A 19007-nucleotide genomic window follows, 5' to 3' on the forward strand; every position below is an offset into this window, starting at 1 on the left:
CGACCACGGCCGAGCCGTCCGCGACAGCAAGCGCCAGGACGGCCCCCTGATCGCCGTCTCCGGTCAGAGCTGGCAGACTTTTGTCTGCCAGTTCGCGTAGGTGGCTGTCGGAGCAGGACGTACGAAGGGCGCCCGGTGTGACACCGGGCGCCCTTCGCTGTCGTGCGGGAGCTGCTACAGCTGCTCGATGACGTAGTCGACGCACTTCGTGAGGGCCTCGACGTCCGCCGGGTCGATCGCCGGGAACATGGCGACGCGGAGCTGGTTGCGGCCGAGCTTGCGGTAGGGCTCGGTGTCGACGATGCCGTTGGCGCGGAGGACCTTGGCTACGGCCGCCGCGTCCACCTCGTCGGTGAAGTCGATCGTGCCGATGACCTGGGAGCGCTTGGCGGGGTCCGACACGAACGGGGCCGCGTGCTTGGACTCCTCGGCCCAGCCGTACAGGCGGGTCGACGAGTCCTTGGTGCGGGCCGTCGACCAGGCGAGGCCGCCCTGGCCGTTGATCCACTCCAGCTGCTGGTTCAGCAGGAAGAGGGTGGAGAGGGCCGGGGTGTTGTACGTCTGGTTCTTGCGCGAGTTGTCGATCGCCGTCGGGAGCGAGAAGAACTCCGGGACGTGGCGGCCGGACGCGTGGATGCGCTCCGCGCGCTCGATCGCGGCCGGGGAGAACACGGCGATCCACAGGCCGCCGTCGGAGGCGAAGGACTTCTGCGGGGCGAAGTAGTAGACGTCCGTCTCGGCGATGTCGACCGGCAGGCCGCCGGCTCCGGACGTCGCGTCGACCAGGACCAGCGCGCCCTCGTCGGCGCCCGCGACCCGCTTGACCGGGGCCGCGACACCGGTCGAGGTCTCGTTGTGCGTGAAGGCGTACACGTCGACGCCCGCCTCGGCCTGCGGGTCGGGGTGCGTCCCCGGGTCGGAGGCGATGACCGTCGGCTCGGCCAGCCACGGCGCCAGCTTGGCCGCCTTGGCGAACTTGGAGCTGAACTCGCCGAAGTTGAGGTGCTGCGACTTGTTCTCGATCAGGCCGTGCGTCGCGATGTCCCAGAAGGCGGTGGAGCCGCCGTTGCCGAGGATCACCTCGTAGCCCTCGGGGAGCTGGAACAGCTGGGAGATGCCCTCACGCACCTGGCCGACCAGGTTCTTGACCGGGGCCTGTCGGTGGGAGGTGCCGAGGAGCGACGTGCCGGTGGCGGCCAGGGCGTCCAGCGCCTCCACCCGCACCTTGGAGGGGCCCGCGCCGAATCGACCGTCGGCGGGCTTGATGTCAGCAGGAATCCGGATCTCAGCCACGAGGCGAGCGTATCCGGTGGAGAAACGTGCCCGAAACGTCGTCCGTCCGATGAGACGCCCGAGACACCGTTCGGAGGGGGGCGGCGGACAGGCGTCCCATGTCGGTCGGCCGTACCAGCTGCTTTGCTTGACCCATGTCGGATCTCGAGGCCGAGCTGCGCAAGGCCGTCCGGGGCGATGTCGGCTTCGACGTCACCTCGCGGGCCCTCGTCACCATGGACGCGTCCAACTACCGGCGGGTCCCCGCGGGGGTCGTCGCTCCTCGGGACGCCGATGACGTGGCGGCCGTACTGGAGGTGTGCCGGGCGCACGGGGTGCCGGTCGTGCCGCGGGGCGGGGGGACGTCGATCGCGGGGCAGGCCACGGGTACGGGTGTCGTCCTGGACTTCACCCGGTACATGAACCGGCTGGTCGGGCTGGACGCCGGTGCCCGGACGGCCGTCGTGCAGCCAGGGCTGGTGCTCGACCGGCTCCAGGAGGCCGCCGCCCCGCACGGGCTCCGCTTCGGGCCCGATCCGTCCACGCACAGCCGCTGCACGCTCGGCGGGATGATCGGCAACAACTCCTGCGGGTCGCATTCCGTCGCCTGGGGGACGACGGCGGACAGTGTGCGCGAGCTGGACGTCGTCACCGCGCGCGGGGAGCGGCTGCGGCTCGGGCGGGGGTGGGCCGGCGCGCCCGACGGGCTGCGGGCACTGGTGGAGGGTGAGCTGGCGCGGCTGCGCACCGGATTTCCCGAGCTGCCCCGCCGTATCTCCGGATACGCCTTGGACGCCCTGCTGCCCGAGAAGGGCGCCGACGTGGCCCGGTCGTTCTGCGGCTCCGAGGGCACCCTGGGTGTGCTCACCGAGGCGGTGGTCGGTCTCGTCGAGGCGCCACGCGCGCGTGCGCTCGCCGTGCTCGGGTACGCCGACGAGGCCGCCGCCGCCGAAGCGGCCGCCGGGCTGCTGCCATGGGGGCCGCTGACGGTCGAGGGGATGGCCGCCGACCTGGTGCGTTCGGCGGCGGGGCTGCCGCGCGGCGGGGCGTGGCTGTTCGTGGAGACGGGCGGGGACTCGGCCGGTGAGGCACGCGCGCGTGCGGAGACGATCGTGCGGGCGGCCGACGCCGTGGACGCGCGCGTGGTGACGGACGGCACCGGGCAGCGCGCCCTGTGGCGCATCCGGGAGGACGCCAGCGGTACGGCCACCCGGATGCCGGACGGCACGGAGGCCTGGCCCGGCTGGGAGGACTGCGCGGTGCCGCCCGCCCGGCTCGGCGTGTATCTGCGGGACTTCCGCGCCCTGCTGACCGCACACGGCCTGCGCGGCACGCCGTACGGGCACTTCGGGGACGGCTGCATCCACGTCCGCATCGACTTCGACCTGCTCACCGAGGCGGGCGTCGGCCGCTTCCGCCGCTTCTCGGAGGAACTGGCCGACCTGGTCGTCGCGCACGGCGGCTCGCTGTCCGGGGAGCACGGCGACGGGCAGGCCCGCGCCGAACTGCTGCCGCGGATGTACGGCGACGAGATGGTCGCCCTCTTCGGGCGGGCGAAAGCCGTCTGGGACCCCGACGACCTCCTCAACCCCGGGATGCTGGTCCGCCCCGCCCCCCTCGACTCCGGCCTGCGCTTCGCCGTCCTGCCCCGCGAGCCCGTAGACGTGGCCTTCGGCTACCCCGGTGACGGCGGCGACTTCACCGCCGCCGTCCGCCGCTGCGTGGGCGTCGCCAAATGCCGTACGACCACGGCGTCCGGGCCCGCCGTCATGTGCCCCTCCTACCGGGCCACGGGCGAGGAACGGCACTCCACGCGTGGGCGTGCCCGCCTGCTGCACGAGATGCTCGCCGGTGAGGTGGTCACCGACGGCTGGCGGTCGGAGGAGGTGCGGGAGGCGCTCGACCTCTGCCTCTCCTGCAAGGGCTGCCGCTCGGACTGCCCGGTCGAGGTCGACATGGCCACGTACAAGGCGGAGTTCCTCCACCACCACTACGCGGGCCGCCGCCGCCCGGCCGCCCACTACAGCATGGGCCGCCTGCCGGTCTGGCTGCGCTGGGCGAGCCGTACGCGCACGGCATCGCTCGTCAACGCGCTGGCGGGGGTGCGGCCGCTGGCGTGGGTCGCCAGACGGGTGGGTGGGATCGCTCCGGAGAGGGGCATTCCGCGGCTGGCACGGGAGACGTTCAGCGGGTGGTGGCGGGGAAGGGGGCCGCAGGGAGGCTCCGGTGACCTCGTCGTCCTGTGGCCCGACACCTTCACCGAGCACCTCTCTCCCTCCGTCGGGCGGGCGGCCGTACGGGTGCTGGAGGCGGCCGGGCTGCGGGTGGCGCTGCCGCCGACCCTGCGGATGCGGGGGCGGCCGGTCGGGGACGGGCGGTCCCGGAGTGCGGCGGCTCTCCTGACGGCCCGGCGCGGGCGGGTCTGCTGCGGGCTGACGTACGTCTCCACCGGGCAGCTCGACCACGCGCGCGCGGTGCTGCGCCGCACCCTCGACCTGATGGAACCGGTGCTGGAGACGGACGCGCCGGTCGTCGTGCTGGAGCCGAGCTGCGCCGCCGCCCTGCGGAGCGACCTGCCCGAGCTGCTGCACGACGACCCGCGCGCGGCCCGTCTCGCCGCCCGCGTCCTCACCTTCGCGGAGACCCTGGAACGGCACGCCCCCGGCTGGCGCCCGCCCCGGCTCGACCGCCCCGCCGTCGGCCAGACCCACTGCCACCAGCACGCGGTCCTCGGCGACACGGCCGACCGCCGGCTGCGCGAGGCCGCCGGGCTCGACGGCGAACTGAGCGGCGGCTGCTGCGGCCTGGCGGGCAACTTCGGCTTCGAGACAGGACACTTCGAGGTGTCGGCGGCCTGCGCGGAGGAGCAGCTCCTGCCGTCCGTGCGGGCGGCCGACCCGTCCGCGGTCGTCCTCGCGGACGGCTTCTCCTGCCGGACCCAGCTCGAACAACTGGCCGACGTGCGGGGGTGGCACCTCGCGGAGGTGCTGGCGGAGGGGCTCACGGACGGGCGGACCGACGGGCACGGGGCCGACGGCGGACCGCCGGATCTGGCTCTTTAGGACACCGATTCGGCACGCGCGCGTGACGGACACGCAGGCGCTGGAGGCGTTCGGTCCCGGGGACGGGCGTGGCTGACTTCTACGCTGGCCGGACCGCCGTCCGAAGGAGCCCCGCGCATGAGCCTGCGTGTCCAGACGATCACCCGTGACGAGCACCTGGCGTTCGTCGCGGCACGTCCCTCCGTCAGTCATATGCAGATCCCCGCCTGGGGCGACGTGAAGCCGGACTGGCGGGCGGAGAGCCTCGGCTGGTTCGACGAGCGGGGGGACCTCGTGGGGGCGGGGCTGGTGCTGCTGCGGCCGCTGCCGAAGCTGAAGCGGTACCTGGCGTATCTGCCCGAGGGGCCCGTCGTCGACTGGTTCGCGGCGGACCTCGTCGAGCGCTGGCTGAAGCCGATGCTCGCCCACCTCAAGGCGCGGGGCGCGTTCTCGGTGAAGATGGGCCCGCCCGTCGTCGTACGCCGCTGGAGTGCCGACGCCGTGAAGGACGCGATCGCCGATCCGGGCGCCCGGCGGCTGCGCGACGCCGAGCCCACCTCCACCGAACCGCGCGCCATCGACCTCGCGGAACGGCTGCGCGGCGCCGGCTGGCGGCAGGCCGAGCAGGGCGGCGAGGACGGCTTCGCGGCGGGACAGCCGCGGTACGTCTTCCAGGTGCCGTACGCGGGGCGGTCGCTGGAGGAGATCCAGGGCGGCCTCAACCAGCAGTGGCGGCGCAACATCAAGAAGGCGGAGAAGGCGGGCGTCAAGGTCGTCCGCGGCGACCAGGAGGACCTGGCCGCCTTCTACGGCCTGTACGCCGAGACCGCCGAACGGGACCGGTTCATCCCGCGCCCCCTGGCCTACTTCCGGCGCATGTGGACCGCGCTCAACGCCGAACACCCCGACCGGATGCGGCTCTACCTCGCCCACCACGACGGCGAGATCCTCGCCGCGGCCACCATGATCACCGTCGGCCAGCACGTCTGGTACTCCTACGGCGCCTCCACCAGCCGCAGACGCGAGGTCCAGCCCAACAACGCCATGCAGTGGCGCATGATGTCCGACGCCCACGAGCTCGGCGCCGCCGTCTACGACCTGCGCGGCATCACCGACACCCTGGAGGACGGCAACCACCTCCTCGGCCTCCTCCGCTTCAAGGTCGGCACGGGCGGCCAGGCGGCGGAGTACCTCGGCGAATGGGACTTCCCGCTGAACCGCGTGCTCCACCGGGCGCTCGATCTGTACATGGCGCGCCGCTGAGGCCTACGGGCGGGCGCCCGCGCACCTGGCTCTGCCGGACAGTGGCAAATTCCCTTCACACTCCTGACGTGGTCCATTACCCTGGACTACGCAGTACATCGTGATGCACGCCACGCATTCTGGCACCGAGCCCACCGAACCCCTGGACCGCCCGTGAGTACCCCCGACACCGCCGCGCCCACCCGGCAGCCCGCCACCTCGGCCGGTACGGCCACCACGGCCCCCGCCCCCGCCCGGTGGGGCGCCCTCGGTCCCGTCGGGCTGGTGCTCGCCGGAGGGGTGTCCGTCCAGTTCGGCGGCGCGCTCGCGGTGACCCTGATGCCGCGGGCCGGTGCGCTGGGCGTCGTGGCGCTGCGGCTGCTGGTCGCGGCGATCGTCCTGCTCGTCGTCTGCCGGCCCAGGCTGCGCGGGTACTCCCGCGCCGACTGGGGCACGGTCGTCGTCTTCGGCATCACCATGGCCGCGATGAACGGCCTCTTCTACCAGTCCGTCGACCGCATCCCCCTGGGCACCGCGGTCACCCTGGAGGTCCTCGGTCCGCTCGCCCTCTCCGTCCTGGTCTCGCGGCGCGCCCTGAACCTCGTGTGGGCCGGGCTCGCGCTCGCCGGCGTGTTCCTGCTCGGCGGCGGCGGAGTCGGCGAACTCGACCCGCTGGGCGCCGCGTTCGCGCTGACGGCGGGCGTGATGTGGGCGGCGTACATCGTCTTCAGCGGCCGTACCGGTCGCCGCTTCCCGCAGGCGGACGGGCTCGCGCTGGCGATGGCGGTGGGTGCGGTGCTGTTCCTGCCGCTGGGCATCGTCGAGTCGGGCACGAAGCTCCTCGACCCGGTGACGCTCGGCCTGGGCGCGGCGGTGGCGATCCTGTCCTCCGTCCTGCCCTACACCCTCGAACTCCTCGCCCTGCGTCGGCTGCCCGCCTCCACCTTCGCGATCATGATGAGCCTCGAACCGGCCCTCGCGGCGGCGGCCGGCTTCCTCATCCTCGACCAGACCCTGTCCACCATGGAGGCGGCGGCGATCGCCCTGGTCATCGCGGCAAGCATGGGCGCGGTACGGACCCAGGTGGGGCGGCGGAGGAGTGCGGCGGTCCCGGAGGCGTGAGGGTCCCGCCGGGGGGCGGACGGGTGTGCGGGAGGGGTGCTGCCGGGGCGGGTGGGTGGGGGTCGGGGGCGTGCCACCCGCACCCCCGCCCACCTCGGCAATAAATCATGCAAGCATGCTTGCTTGTTTCTGGGGCCGCTGCCATGCTCCTCCCCATGGCCGACCCGACGCCCGTGCTCGACGACCTGTGTGCCGAAAGCGACGAACTCGACCGGCTGGTGGCCGGGGCGAGTCCGGATCGCTGGGGCCTCCCGACCCCCGCCCCCGGCTGGACCGTCGCCCACCAGATCGCGCATCTCGCCTGGACCGACCGCTCGGCCCTCGTCGCCGTCACGGACGAGGACGGGTTCCGGACCCTGGTCGAACAGGCGCTCGCCGCCCCCGACTCGTTCGTCGACCAGGGCGCCGAGGAAGCCGCCGGACTCCCGCCCGCCGAGCTGCTGTCCCGCTGGCGGGAAGGCCGCGCCGCCCTCGACGAGGCGCTGCGCAAGGCCCCGCCCGGCGCCCGCTTCCCCTGGTACGGCCCCCCGATGGCAGCCGCCTCCCTCGCCACCGCCCGCCTCATGGAGACCTGGGCCCACGGCCTGGACGTGGCCGAGGCCCTCGGGGTCACCCGCGCCCCCACCGACCGCATCCGGCACATCGCCCGCCTCGGCGTCCGCACCCGCGACTTCGCCTTCGGCGTGCACGGGCTCCCCGCCCCCGCCGACCCCGTCCGAGTAGAACTCCACAGCCCCTCCGGCGAGTTGTGGGCGTACGGCCCCGAGGGCACCCCCCAGCGCGTCACCGGCCCCGCGCTCGACTTCTGCCTGCTGGTGACCCAGCGCGCCCACCGTGCCGACCTCGCGCTGCACGCCGAGGGGCCCGACGCCGACCGCTGGCTGGACATCGCCCAGGCCTTCGCGGGGCCGCCCGGCCCCGGCCGCCCACCGAAGGAAGCCAGCTGATGACGGCCCGGCCCCTGCGCGTCGGCAACTCCTCCGGCTTCTACGGCGACCGCTCCGAGGCGATGCGCGAGATGCTCACCGGCGGCGAACTCGACGTCCTCACCGGCGACTATCTCGCCGAGCTGACCATGCTGATCCTCGGCCGGGACCGCCTCAAGGACCCCTCCGCCGGATACGCCCGCACCTTCCTGCGCCAGCTGGAGGAGACCCTCGGCCTCGCCCACGAGCGCGGGGTCAGGATCGTCACCAACGCCGGCGGGCTCGACCCGGCCGGACTCGCCGACGCCGTACGGGCGTTGGCGGACCGGCTCGGCATCGCCGTACGGGTCGCGCACGTCGAGGGCGACGACCTCGGGTCCCGGTATCCGAGCAGCCTCACCGCGCACGCCTACCTCGGCGGGTTCGGCATCGCCGCCTGTCTGCGGGAGGGCGCGGACGTCGTGGTGACCGGGCGGGTGACGGACGCGGCCCTGGTCACCGGGCCCGCCGCCGCCCACTTCGGCTGGGGGCCCACCGAGTACGACCGGCTCGCGGGGGCCGTCGTCGCCGGGCACGTCCTGGAGTGCGGGACGCAGGCCACCGGCGGCAACTACGCCTTCTTCAGGGAGGGTGACGTCCGCAGGCCCGGCTTCCCCCTCGCCGAGCTGCACGCCGACGGCAGCAGCGTCATCACCAAGCATCCGGGCACGGGCGGCTTCGTCGACGTCGGCACGGTCACCGCGCAACTGCTGTACGAGACGGGCGGCGCCCGGTACGCGGGACCGGACGTCACCGCCCGGCTGGACACCGTACGGCTCACCCAGGACGGCCCCGACCGCGTCCGGATCGACGGCGTGCGGGGCGAGGCGCCGCCGCCGGACCTCAAGGTGGGCCGCACGCGGATCGGCGGGTTCCGCAACGAGGTCGTCTTCGTGCTGACCGGACTCGACATCGAGGCCAAGGCGGAGCTGGTGCGCGGGCAGATGGCGGAGGCGTTCGCCAAGTCGGCACCGGAAGAGATCCGTTGGGATCTGGTCCGCACCGACCGTGCCGACGCCGGGACGGAGGAGACGGCGAGCGCGCTGCTGCGGCTCGTCGTCCGCGACCCGGACCAGAGCGTCGTCGGGCGGGCGCTGAGCGGCGCGGCCGTCGAGCTGGCGCTGGCCAGTTGTCCCGGCTTCCACGTGCTCGCGCCGCCCGGCAAGGGCGCCCCCTACGGGGTGTTCGAGGCCGCGTACGTCCCGCAGGGCGAGGTGGACCACGTGGCCGTCCTCGCCGACGGCCGCCGCGTCCCCGTACCCCCGGCCGCCGACGCCCTCGGCCTGGACGACGTACCGCAGCCGCCGCCGCCCGAGCCGCCGCCGGCCGGGCCCGTGCGGCGGGCACCTCTCGGGCTCGTCGCCGGGGCCCGCAGCGGCGACAAGGGCGGGGACGCCAATGTGGGCGTATGGGTGCGGTCGGAGGCGGCCTGGCGGTGGCTCGCCCACACCCTCACCGTCGACCGGTTCCGCGAACTGATCCCCGAGAGCGGCGAGCTGCGCGTCACCCGGCACGTCCTGCCCCGGCTGCGCGCCCTGAACTTCGTCGTCGAGGGCCTCCTCGGCGCCGGTGTCGCCTCCCAGCACCGCTTCGACCCGCAGGCCAAGGCGCTCGGCGAATGGCTGCGCTCCCGCCACCTGGACATCCCGGAGGACCTGCTGTGACCGTCCTGTCGTCGGCGCTGGACCCCCACGGCCCCGACCACCGAGCCCACCGCGACAGCATGCTCGCCAAGCTCGCCGACCTCGACGCCGAGCACGCGAAGGCGCTGGCGGGCGGCGGCGAGAAGTACGTCGCCCGGCACCGGGGGCGCGGCAAACTGCTGGCCCGCGAGCGCATCGAGCTGCTCCTCGACCCCGACACCCCGTTCCTGGAACTGTCGCCGCTGGCGGCCTGGGGCAGCGAGTACGCGGTCGGCGCCTCCCTGGTCACCGGCATCGGGGTCGTCGAGGGCGTCGAGTGCCTGATCACCGCCAACGACCCCACCGTGCGCGGCGGCGCCAGCAACCCGTGGTCGCTGAAGAAGGCCCTGCGCGCCAACGACATCGCGCTCGCCAACCGGCTGCCCTGCATCAGCCTGGTGGAGTCCGGCGGCGCCGACCTGCCGTCGCAGAAGGAGATCTTCATCCCCGGCGGCGCGATCTTCCGGGACCTGACCCGGCTGTCCGCGGCAGGCATCCCGACCGTCGCCGTCGTCTTCGGCAACTCCACGGCCGGGGGCGCGTACGTCCCCGGCATGTCCGACCACGTGATCATGGTCAAGGAGCGGGCGAAGGTGTTCCTCGGCGGGCCGCCGCTGGTGAAGATGGCGACCGGCGAGGAGAGTGACGACGAGTCGCTGGGCGGCGCGGAGATGCACGCGCGCGTGTCCGGTCTCGCCGACTACTTCGCCGTCGACGAACAGGACGCCCTGCGCCAGGCCCGGCGGGTCGTCGCCCGCCTCAACCACCGCAAGGCGTACGACGATCCCGGACCGGCCGAGCCGCCCAAGTACGACCCGGAGGAACTCCTCGGGATCGTCCCCGGCGACCTCAAGGTGCCGTTCGACCCGCGCGAGGTGATCGCCCGGATCGTCGACGCCTCCGACTTCGACGAGTTCAAGCCGCTCTACGGGACGAGCCTGGTGACCGGCTGGGCCAGCCTGCACGGCTACCCGGTGGGCATCCTCGCCAACGCCCAGGGCGTGCTGTTCAGCGCCGAGTCCCAGAAGGCCGCCCAGTTCATCCAGCTCGCCAACCAGCGCGACATCCCGCTGGTCTTCCTGCACAACACCACCGGCTACATGGTCGGCAAGGAGTACGAGCAGGGCGGCATCATCAAGCACGGCGCGATGATGATCAACGCGGTCTCCAACTCGAAGGTCCCCCACCTCTCCGTCCTCATGGGCGCCTCCTACGGCGCCGGCCACTACGGCATGTGCGGGCGCGCCTACGAGCCCCGCTTCCTGTTCGCCTGGCCCAGCGCCAAGTCGGCCGTGATGGGCCCGCAGCAGCTCGCCGGGGTGCTCTCCATCGTCGCCCGCCAGTCGGCCGCCGCGAAGGGCCTGCCCTACGACGAGGAGGGCGACGCCGCCCTGCGCGCCATGGTCGAGCAGCAGATCGAGTCGGAGTCGCTGCCCATGTTCCTGTCCGGGCGGCTGTACGACGACGGTGTCATCGACCCGCGCGACACCCGCACCGTCCTCGGCCTGTGCCTGTCCGCCGTCCACACCGCCCCCTACGAGGGCGCGCGGGGCGGCTTCGGCGTCTTCCGGATGTGAGGGATCTTCCAGTGATCACTTCTGTGCTCGTCGCCAACCGCGGCGAGATCGCCTGCCGCATCTTCCGCACCTGCCGTGCGTCGGGAATCCGGACGGTCGCCGTGCACTCGGACGCCGACGAGAACGCCCTGCACGCGCGCGTGGCCGACACGGCGGTACGGCTGCCGGGTGCCACGCCCGCGGAGACGTATCTGCGGGCCGACCTGATCGTGAAGGCGGCCGTCGCGGCGGGCGCGGACGCCGTGCACCCCGGCTACGGCTTCCTCTCCGAGAACGCCGACTTCGCGCGCGCCGTCCAGGACGCCGGCCTCGTCTGGATCGGCCCGCCGCCCGAGGCCATCGAGGCCATGGCGTCCAAGACGCGCGCGAAGGCGCTCATGGGGCTCGCCCCCCTGCGCGCCGACGAGGTGACCGAGTCCGACCTGCCGGTCCTGGTGAAGGCCGCCGCGGGCGGCGGCGGACGCGGCATGCGCGTCGTACGGGGCCTGGCGGAGCTGAAGCCCGCCCTGGAGGGCGCGCGCGCCGAGGCCGCCGGCGCCTTCGGTGACGGCGAGGTCTTCGTCGAGCCCTACGTGGAGAACGGCCGCCACGTCGAGGTGCAGATCCTCGCCGACACCCACGGCACGGTGTGGGCGCTCGGCACCCGCGACTGCTCCCTCCAGCGCCGCCACCAGAAGGTGATCGAGGAGGCCCCGGCACCCGGACTCCCCGACGAACTCGCCGACGAGCTGCGCGCGCTGGCCGTGCGGGCCGCCCGCGCCGTGGACTACACAGGCGCCGGAACCGTCGAGTTCCTCGTCGCCGACGGCCGCGCCCACTTCCTGGAGATGAACACCCGCCTCCAGGTCGAGCACCCCGTCACGGAAGCCGTCTTCGGCCTCGACCTGGTGGCGGAGCAGATCCGCGTCGCGGAGGGCCACGCCCTGGCCGCCGAGCCGCCACGCGCGCGTGGCCACGCCGTCGAGGCCCGCCTCTACGCCGAGGACCCGGCGTCCGACTGGACCCCGCAGACCGGCACCCTGCACCGCCTCGCCGTCCCCGACGGCGTCCGCCTCGACACCGGCTTCGGCGACGGCGACACCATCGGCGTCCACTACGACCCCATGCTCGCCAAGGTCGTCGCCCACGCCCCCACGCGCGCGGAGGCCGTCCGTACCCTCGCGGGCGCCCTGGAGAAAGCGACCGTCCACGGCCCGGTCACCAACCGCGACCTCCTGGTCGCCTCCCTGCGGCACGAGGAGTTCACCTCCGCCCGCATGGACACCGGCTTCTACGGCCGCCACCTCACGGCCCTCACCGCACCGGCCCCCGACCCGTACGCCCCGCTGGCGGCGGCCCTCGCCGAGGCCCACGGCCGTTCCCGCTTCGGCGGCTGGCGCAACCTGCCCTCCCAGCCGCAGACCCGCCGCTATCTCCTGGCGGGCGAGGAACACGAGGTCCGCTACCACCACACCCGGACCGGCCTCACGGCGGACGGCGTGCACGTCGTCCACGCGGACCCGGCCCTCGTCGTCCTGGAGGCGGACGGCGTACGGCGCAGGTTCCGGGTGGCCCGCTACGGCGACCGCGTCCACGTGAACGCCACCACCCTCACCGCGCTGCCCCGCTTCCCCGAGCCCGAGAACCAGCGCGCCCCCGGCTCCCTGCTGGCCCCGATGCCCGGCACGGTCGTCAAGATCGCGGATGGACTTGTCACCGGATCGAGTGTCCGGGCGGGCGAACCGATCGTGTGGCTCGAAGCGATGAAGATGCAACACGTCATCTCGGCACCGACGGCGGGGACGCTGACGGCACTGCCGGTGACGACGGGACAGCAGGTGGAGGTCAACGCACTACTGGCGGTGGTGCAGACCCCCTAGGCGCGTCAGGAACCGCACGACCAGCCACGGACGAGCCGCACGCGAAGGAGCCACCATGACCACCCTCATCGAGTCCGACGAGCACAAAGCCCTCCGGGCAGCGGTATCCGACTTCGCCAAGGACCACCACGCCTCCACGAACGGAGACCTCTGGCAGGAAGCCGCCAAGCTCGGCTACATCGGCGTCAACCTCCCCGAGGAGTACGGAGGCGGAGGCGGCGGCATCGCCGAACTCTCCCTGGTCCTGGAAGAACTCGGCACCGCGGGATCCCCCCTGCTGATGATGATCGTCAGCCCGGCCATCTGCGGCACGGTGATCGCCCGCTTCGGCACGGACGCCCAGAAGCGGGAGTGGCTTCCCGCCCTCGCCGACGGCTCCCGCCTGATGGCCTTCGGCATCACCGAGCCCGACGCCGGCTCCAACAGCCACCGCATCACCACCACCGCACGCCGCGACGAGGCGAGCGGCGACTGGCTGCTGACCGGCCGCAAGGTGTTCGTCTCCGGCGTGGACATCGCCGACGCCACCCTCATCGTCGGCCGCACGGAGGACTCCCGCACCGGCCGCCTCAAGCCCTGCCTGTTCATCGTCCCGCGCGACGCCCCGGGTTTCACCCGGCGGCCCATCGACATGGAACTGCAGGCAGTCGAGAAGCAGTTCGAGCTGGTCCTGGACGACGTCCGGCTGCCCGCCGAGGCGCTCGTCGGCGACGAGGACGCGGGGCTGCTCCAGCTGTTCGCCGGCCTCAACCCGGAGCGCATCATGACGGCCGCGTTCGCGATCGGCATGGGCCGCTTCGCCCTCGGCAAGGCGATCGCGTACGCCCGCGAGCGCACCGTCTGGAAGACCCCCATCGGCGCCCACCAGGCCATCGCCCACCCCCTCGCGCAGGCCCACATCGACCTGGAACTGGCCCGCCTGATGATGCAGAAGGCGGCCCATCTGTACGACGCCGGGGACGACGTCGGCGCGGGCGAGGCCGCCAACATGGCGAAGTACGCCGCCGGGGAGGCCTGCGTGAAGGCGGTCGACCAGGCGGTGCACACCCTCGGCGGCAACGGCCTCACGCGCGAGTTCGGCCTCGCCTCGTTGATAACGGCCTCGCGCGTGGCTCGTATCGCCCCGGTGAGCCGGGAGATGATTCTCAACTACGTCTCCCACCAGACCCTGGGCCTGCCCAAGTCGTACTGACCGTCCGGTCGTCCGCCGGCCGGCGAGGAGGAACCGTGTTCCGCAGCGAGTACGCAGACGTCCCGCCCGTAGACCTCCCCATCCACGACGCCGTGCTGGGCCACGCCGCCGAGTTCGGCGACCTGCCCGCCCTCGTCGACGGCACCGACGGCACCACCCTCACCTACGAGCAGGTGGACCGGTTCCACCGGCGGATCGCCGCGGCCCTCGCCGAGGCCGGCGTCCGCAAGGGCGACGTCCTCGCCCTGCACAGCCCCAACACCGTCGCCTTCCCCACCGCGTTCTACGCCGCCACGCGCGCGGGGGCCACCGTCACCACCGTGCACCCGCTCGCCACCGCCGAGGAGTTCGCCAAGCAGCTCGGTGACTCGGCAGCCCGCTGGATCGTCACCGTCTCCCCGCTGCTGGAGACGGCCCGCCGGGCAGCCGAACTGGCGGGCGGCGTCGAGGAGATCTTCGTCTGCGACAGCGCCTCCGGGCACCGCTCACTGATCGACATGCTCGCCTCCGCCGCCCCCGAGCCGCAGGTCGCCATCGACCCGGTCGAGGACGTCGCCGCCCTGCCCTACTCCTCGGGCACCACCGGCGTCCCCAAGGGCGTGATGCTCACCCACCGGCAGATCGCCACCAACCTCGCCCAGCTCGAACCGGCGATCACGGCGGGCCCCGGCGACCGCATCCTGGCGATCCTGCCCTTCTTCCACATATACGGCCTCACCGCTCTCATGAACGCGCCGCTGCGCAAGGGCGCCACCGTCGTCGTCCTGCCCCGCTTCGACCTGGAGACGTTCCTCGCGGCCATCCAGAACCACCGCATCACCGGCCTGTACGTGGCCCCGCCGATCGTCCTCGCCCTCGCCAAACACCCGGCGGTCGCCCGGTACGACCTGTCGTCCCTGCGGTACGTCATCAGCGCCGCCGCACCCCTGGACGCCGGCCTCGCCGCCGCCTGCTCCGCGCGCCTGAACCTGCCGCCCGTCGGCCAGGCCTACGGCATGACCGAGCTGTCGCCCGGCACGCACGTCGTCCCCCTGGACGCCATGCGGGAGGCTCCCGCCGGCACCGTCGGCAAGCTGATCGCCGGCACCGAGATGCGCATCGTCTCCCTCGACGACCCCGACAAGGACCTCGACGTCGGCGAACCGGGCGAGATCCTCATCCGCGGCCCCCAGATCATGAAGGGTTACCTGGGCCGCCCCGACGCCACCGACGCCATGATCGACGGCGACGGCTGGCTGCACACCGGCGACATCGGCCGCGTCGACGCCGACGGCTGGCTGTTCGTCGTCGACCGGGTCAAGGAACTCATCAAGTACAAGGGGTTCCAGGTGGCCCCCGCCGAACTGGAGGCCCTGCTCCTCACCCACCCCGGCATCGCCGACGCCGCCGTCGTCGGCGAGTACAACGACGACGGCAACGAGGTGCCGCACGCGTACGTGGTCCGCCAGCCGACCGCCCCCGACCTCGCCGAGGGGGAGGTCGCGATGTACGTCGCCGAACGCGTCGCGCCGTACAAACGCGTCCGCCTCGTCACCTTCATCGACGCCGTCCCGCGCGCGGCCTCCGGGAAGATCCTGCGCCGCGAACTGAGGGACCGCCCATGACCGCACCGGAGCAAGCGCCCCGGACGGCGACGGAGGGAGCAGCATCCATGGCCTCGCTGATCGGCCGCACCCGTGACCGCGGCGTCGAGACCCTCAGCCTCGACGCCACCGGCATCCGCAACGCGCTCTCGGCGCCCCTCGTCGCCGCACTCGCCGACGCGCTCACCGACTGCGCCGAGGACCCCGACGTCCGGGCGGTCGTCCTCACCCACACCGGCGGCACCTTCTGCGCCGGCGCCGACCTGCGCGACCCCCCGGCCCCGGACGCCTTCGTCGCCCTGCTGCGGCAGCTCGTCGAACTGCCCAAGCCGGTCGTCGCCCGCGTCACCGGACACGTCCGCGCCGGCGGCCTCGGTCTCCTCGCCGCCTGCGACATCACCGCCGCCTCCACCGCGTCGACCTTCGCCTTCACCGAGGTACGCATCGGCGTGGCCCCGGCGGTCATCTCCCTGCCGCTCCTCCCGCGCACCGACCCCCGCGCCCTGTCCCGCTACTACCTCACCGGCGAACGCTTCGACGCCCCCGAGGCGGCCCGCATCGGCCTGCTCACCGCGACCGCCGACGACGTCGACGCCGTACTCGCCCCCGTCCTGGACGGTCTGCGCAAGGCCGCGCCCCAAGGCCTGGCGGAGACGAAACGACTGCTCACGGTTAGGGTGCTGGAGGCGTTCGAGCGGGACGCGGCCGACCTCACCGCGCTCTCCGCCCGACTGTTCGCCTCCCCGCAGGCCCGCGAGGGAATGACGGCATTTCTCGAACGACGGGAACCCGCATGGGTGTTGTGAGCCCGATCGACCGCGACCGCGCCCCCAAGCAGGACCGCAGCCGGGCCACTCGGCAGCGGCTCCTGGAAGCCGCCGTGTCCTGCCTCGCCGAACACGGCTGGGCGGGCTCCACGGTCTCCGTCGTCGCCGAGCGGGCCGGCGTCTCCCGCGGCGCCGCCCAGCACCACTTCCCCACCCGTGAGGACCTCTTCACCGCCGCCGTCGAATACGTCGCCGAGGAACGCTCCCTCGCCCTGCGCGCCCTGTTCCCGCAGGGCGCGGCGGGCGACCGGCGCGCCGTCGTCTCCGCCCTCGTCGACCTCTACACCGGCCCCCTCTTCCGGGCCGCCCTGCACCTGTGGGTCGCCGCCTCCAACGAGGAACAGCTCCGCTCGCGCGTCACGGAACTCGAGGCCCGCGTCGGCCGCGAGACCCACCGCATAGCCGTCGAGCTCCTCGGCGCCGACGAGTCAGGGCCCGGCGTCCGCGAAACCGTCCAGGGTCTCCTGGACATGGCCCGCGGCCTCGGCCTCGCCAACCTGCTCACCGACGACGCGCCCCGCCGCGACCGGGTCGTCACCCAGTGGGCGGCCCTGCTGGAACAGAACCTCGGCCGCTGAGCGACCGGTGCGGGGCGATCGTCCGGATCAGGCGGGCGGGCCTCACGGGCTGAGCCGCTCCACCCGCCAGGCGCCGTCCGCCTCCGCCACGTACCGCAGGCGGTCGTGCAGCCGGTTCTCCCGGCCCTGCCAGAACTCCACCGACTCCGGCGCCACCCGGAAACCACCCCAGTGGGGCGGCACCGGCACCTGCTCACCCTCCGGATAGCGGGCCGCCAGCTCGGCGTAGGAGGCGTCGAGGTCGTCGCGGGACGCGATCACCGCGGACTGCACGCTCGCCCACGCGCCGAGCTGCGAGCCGTGCGGCCGGGACCGGAAGTACGCCACCGTCTCGTCCCGCCCGGTGCGCCGTCCCACGCCCCGCACGATGACCTGCCGGGCCATCGGGTGCCACGGGAACAGCAGGGAGACGTGCGGATTCTCCGCGAGGTCACGGGCCTTGCGGGAGTCGTAGTTGGTGTAGAAGACGAAGCCCTGCTCGTCGAAGTGCTTCAGCAGCACCGTGCGGGAGGAGGGCCGCCCCTGGGCGTCCGCCGTGGAGACGACCATGGCGTTCGGCTCGAACAGGTGCGCCTCCGCGGCGGCCTGCTTGAACCAGCGCGCGAACTGCTCCACGGGAGTGGCGGCCAGATCGGCCTCGTCGAGGCCCTCCGCCCGGTACTGCTTGCGCATGGAGGCGGGATCGGGAGAGACGGTTTCTGCGTGGTCCACGCCGTCATCTTGCCGCACCGGAGCGCCCGGCAGCAGGGCCTTCCCCACCCGCAGGTGGCACTGAGTGCCGTGACACTCCCCAAAGGTGGCACTCGGGGATATGGTGCTGGTGCCATCCCGGTGGGGTGACCGCCGACCGCACGGGGCATCACCGGGGTGACCGCCCAGGACCGCGAGTCCCCGCACGGACCGTGGATCCACCGGCGCCATCTGTCGCACACATCACGAGGAGCCGCCTGATGTCCGACTTCGTACCCGGACTCGAAGGAGTCGTCGCGTTCGAGACGGAGATCGCCGAACCGGACAAGGAGGGCGGCGCACTGCGGTACCGGGGCGTCGACATCGAGGACCTGGTCGGCCACGTCTCCTTCGGCAACGTATGGGGCCTGCTCGTCGACGGAGCCTTCAACCCCGGACTGCCGCCCGCAGAGCCGTTCCCCATCCCCGTCCACTCCGGTGACATCCGGGTCGACGTCCAGTCCGCGCTCGCCATGCTCGCCCCCGTCTGGGGCCTCAAGCCGCTCCTCGACATCGACGCCGAGCAGGCCCGCGAGGACCTGGCCCGCGCCGCCGTCATGGCGCTGTCGTACGTCGCCCAGTCCGCCCGCGGCCAGGGCCGGCCCATGGTCCCGCAGAGCGAGATCGACAAGGCCCAGTCCGTCGTCGAACGGTTCATGATCCGCTGGCGCGGCGAGCCCGACCCCAAGCACGTCGCCGCGGTCGACGCCTACTGGACGTCCGCCGCCGAGCACGGCATGAACGCCTCCACCTTCACCGCCCGCGTCATCGCCTCCACCGGCGCGGACGTCGCCGCCGCCCTCTCCGGCGCCGTGGGAGCCATGTCCGGGCCGCTGCACGGCGGGGCCCCCTCCCGCGTCCTCGGCATGATCGAGGAGATCGAACGCACCGGCGACGCCGAGGCCTACGTCAAGCAGGCCCTCGACAAGGGCGAACGCCTGATGGGTTTCGGCCACCGCGTCTACCGTGCCGAGGACCCCCGCGCGCGCGTGCTGCGCCGTACCGCCCGCGAACTGGGCGCACCCCGCTTCGAGATCGCCGAGGCACTGGAGAAGGCGGCCCTCGCCGAACTCCACGCCCGCCGCCCGGACCGCGTCCTGGCGACCAACGTGGAGTTCTGGGCGGCCATCGTCCTCGACTTCGCCGAGGTGCCCGCGCACATGTTCACGTCGATGTTCACGTGCGCCCGCACCGCCGGCTGGTCGGCGCACATCCTGGAACAGAAGCGCACCGGCCGCCTCGTCCGCCCCTCCGCCCGCTACATCGGCCCCGGCTCCCGCGGCCCCCGCGAGATCGAGGGCTTCGACGACATCGCCCACTGAACCGAACCGGCGGCCG

Annotated in this window: 15 protein-coding genes; 13 read left to right on the top strand and 2 right to left on the bottom strand. The window is 73.3% G+C overall.

Annotated features, from left to right (window positions below; genetic code table 11):
• Window positions 1-100: DUF397 domain-containing protein (locus ACFWJX_RS04080; protein WP_383237341.1), on the top strand; the 100-nt coding region annotated here is incomplete at its 5' end.
• Window positions 101-174: 74 nt separating this feature from the next.
• On the opposite strand, the gene serC is transcribed toward ACFWJX_RS04080, so the two are convergent.
• On the bottom strand, window positions 175-1293 hold the full coding sequence (serC, locus tag ACFWJX_RS04085) for a phosphoserine transaminase (RefSeq protein WP_383236483.1): 1119 nt from the start codon (window positions 1291-1293) through the stop codon (window positions 175-177).
• 134 nt (window positions 1294-1427) lie between these two features.
• On the opposite strand from serC, the gene ACFWJX_RS04090 reads away from it, so the two are divergent.
• The 11 genes from ACFWJX_RS04090 (at window position 1428) to ACFWJX_RS04140 (ending at window position 16940) form a co-directional block, all read left to right on the top strand.
• Window positions 1428-4334: an FAD-binding and (Fe-S)-binding domain-containing protein gene (locus tag ACFWJX_RS04090; protein WP_383236486.1), complete on the top strand. Its 2907-nt coding sequence runs from the start codon at window positions 1428-1430 to the stop codon at window positions 4332-4334.
• Between the two features lie 117 nt (window positions 4335-4451).
• Window positions 4452-5576 (top strand): lipid II:glycine glycyltransferase FemX, encoded by a 1125-nt coding sequence (locus ACFWJX_RS04095; RefSeq protein WP_383236488.1) that lies wholly within the window; start codon window positions 4452-4454, stop codon window positions 5574-5576.
• 153 nt (window positions 5577-5729) lie between these two features.
• Window positions 5730-6677, top strand: a complete 948-nt coding sequence (locus ACFWJX_RS04100; RefSeq protein WP_383236490.1) for a DMT family transporter — start codon at window positions 5730-5732, stop codon at window positions 6675-6677.
• Window positions 6678-6832: 155 nt separating this feature from the next.
• Window positions 6833-7624 carry a TIGR03084 family metal-binding protein gene (locus ACFWJX_RS04105; protein ID WP_383236492.1) on the top strand — a complete coding sequence of 264 codons (792 nt, stop codon included), beginning with the start codon at window positions 6833-6835 and terminating at the stop codon, window positions 7622-7624.
• Window positions 7624-9306: an acyclic terpene utilization AtuA family protein gene (locus ACFWJX_RS04110; protein WP_383236494.1), complete on the top strand. Its 1683-nt coding sequence runs from the start codon at window positions 7624-7626 to the stop codon at window positions 9304-9306. The genes ACFWJX_RS04105 and ACFWJX_RS04110 overlap by 1 nt, the downstream gene beginning before the upstream one ends.
• The gene (locus ACFWJX_RS04115) at window positions 9303-10901 is read left to right on the top strand and encodes an acyl-CoA carboxylase subunit beta (RefSeq protein WP_383236497.1); all 1599 of its coding nucleotides are present in this window, start codon (window positions 9303-9305) and stop codon (window positions 10899-10901) included. Before ACFWJX_RS04110 ends, ACFWJX_RS04115 begins: the two co-directional genes overlap by 4 nt.
• Window positions 10902-10912: 11 nt before the next feature.
• A complete protein-coding gene (locus ACFWJX_RS04120; RefSeq protein ID WP_383236499.1) occupies window positions 10913-12760 on the top strand; it encodes a biotin carboxylase N-terminal domain-containing protein in 1848 nt (615 codons plus the stop codon).
• A gap of 55 nt (window positions 12761-12815) precedes the next feature.
• On the top strand, window positions 12816-13952 hold the full coding sequence (locus ACFWJX_RS04125) for an acyl-CoA dehydrogenase family protein (protein WP_383236502.1): 1137 nt from the start codon (window positions 12816-12818) through the stop codon (window positions 13950-13952).
• A 35-nt stretch (window positions 13953-13987) separates the two neighbouring features.
• Entirely contained in the window at window positions 13988-15556 is a 1569-nt protein-coding gene (locus ACFWJX_RS04130) for a 4-coumarate--CoA ligase family protein (protein ID WP_383236505.1), read from the top strand.
• Between the two features lie 47 nt (window positions 15557-15603).
• On the top strand, window positions 15604-16341 hold the full coding sequence (locus ACFWJX_RS04135) for an enoyl-CoA hydratase family protein (protein ID WP_383236508.1): 738 nt from the start codon (window positions 15604-15606) through the stop codon (window positions 16339-16341).
• Window positions 16329-16940, top strand: a complete 612-nt coding sequence (locus ACFWJX_RS04140) for a TetR/AcrR family transcriptional regulator (protein WP_383236510.1) — start codon at window positions 16329-16331, stop codon at window positions 16938-16940. The genes ACFWJX_RS04135 and ACFWJX_RS04140 overlap by 13 nt, the downstream gene beginning before the upstream one ends.
• 42 nt (window positions 16941-16982) lie before the next feature.
• Here ACFWJX_RS04140 and pdxH read toward each other — a convergent pair whose 3' ends face one another.
• On the bottom strand, window positions 16983-17612 hold the full coding sequence (gene pdxH, locus ACFWJX_RS04145; RefSeq protein ID WP_383237344.1) for a pyridoxamine 5'-phosphate oxidase: 630 nt from the start codon (window positions 17610-17612) through the stop codon (window positions 16983-16985).
• 278 nt (window positions 17613-17890) lie between these two features.
• Here pdxH and ACFWJX_RS04150 point away from each other — a divergent pair, with 278 nt between their 5' ends.
• On the top strand, window positions 17891-18991 hold the full coding sequence (locus ACFWJX_RS04150; RefSeq protein ID WP_383236513.1) for a citrate synthase 2: 1101 nt from the start codon (window positions 17891-17893) through the stop codon (window positions 18989-18991).
• Window positions 18992-19007: the final 16 nt, after the last annotated feature.

Origin of the sequence: Streptomyces sp. NPDC058335 (genome assembly GCF_042723915.1) — a bacterium.
GTDB lineage: Bacteria > Actinomycetota > Actinomycetes > Streptomycetales > Streptomycetaceae > Streptomyces.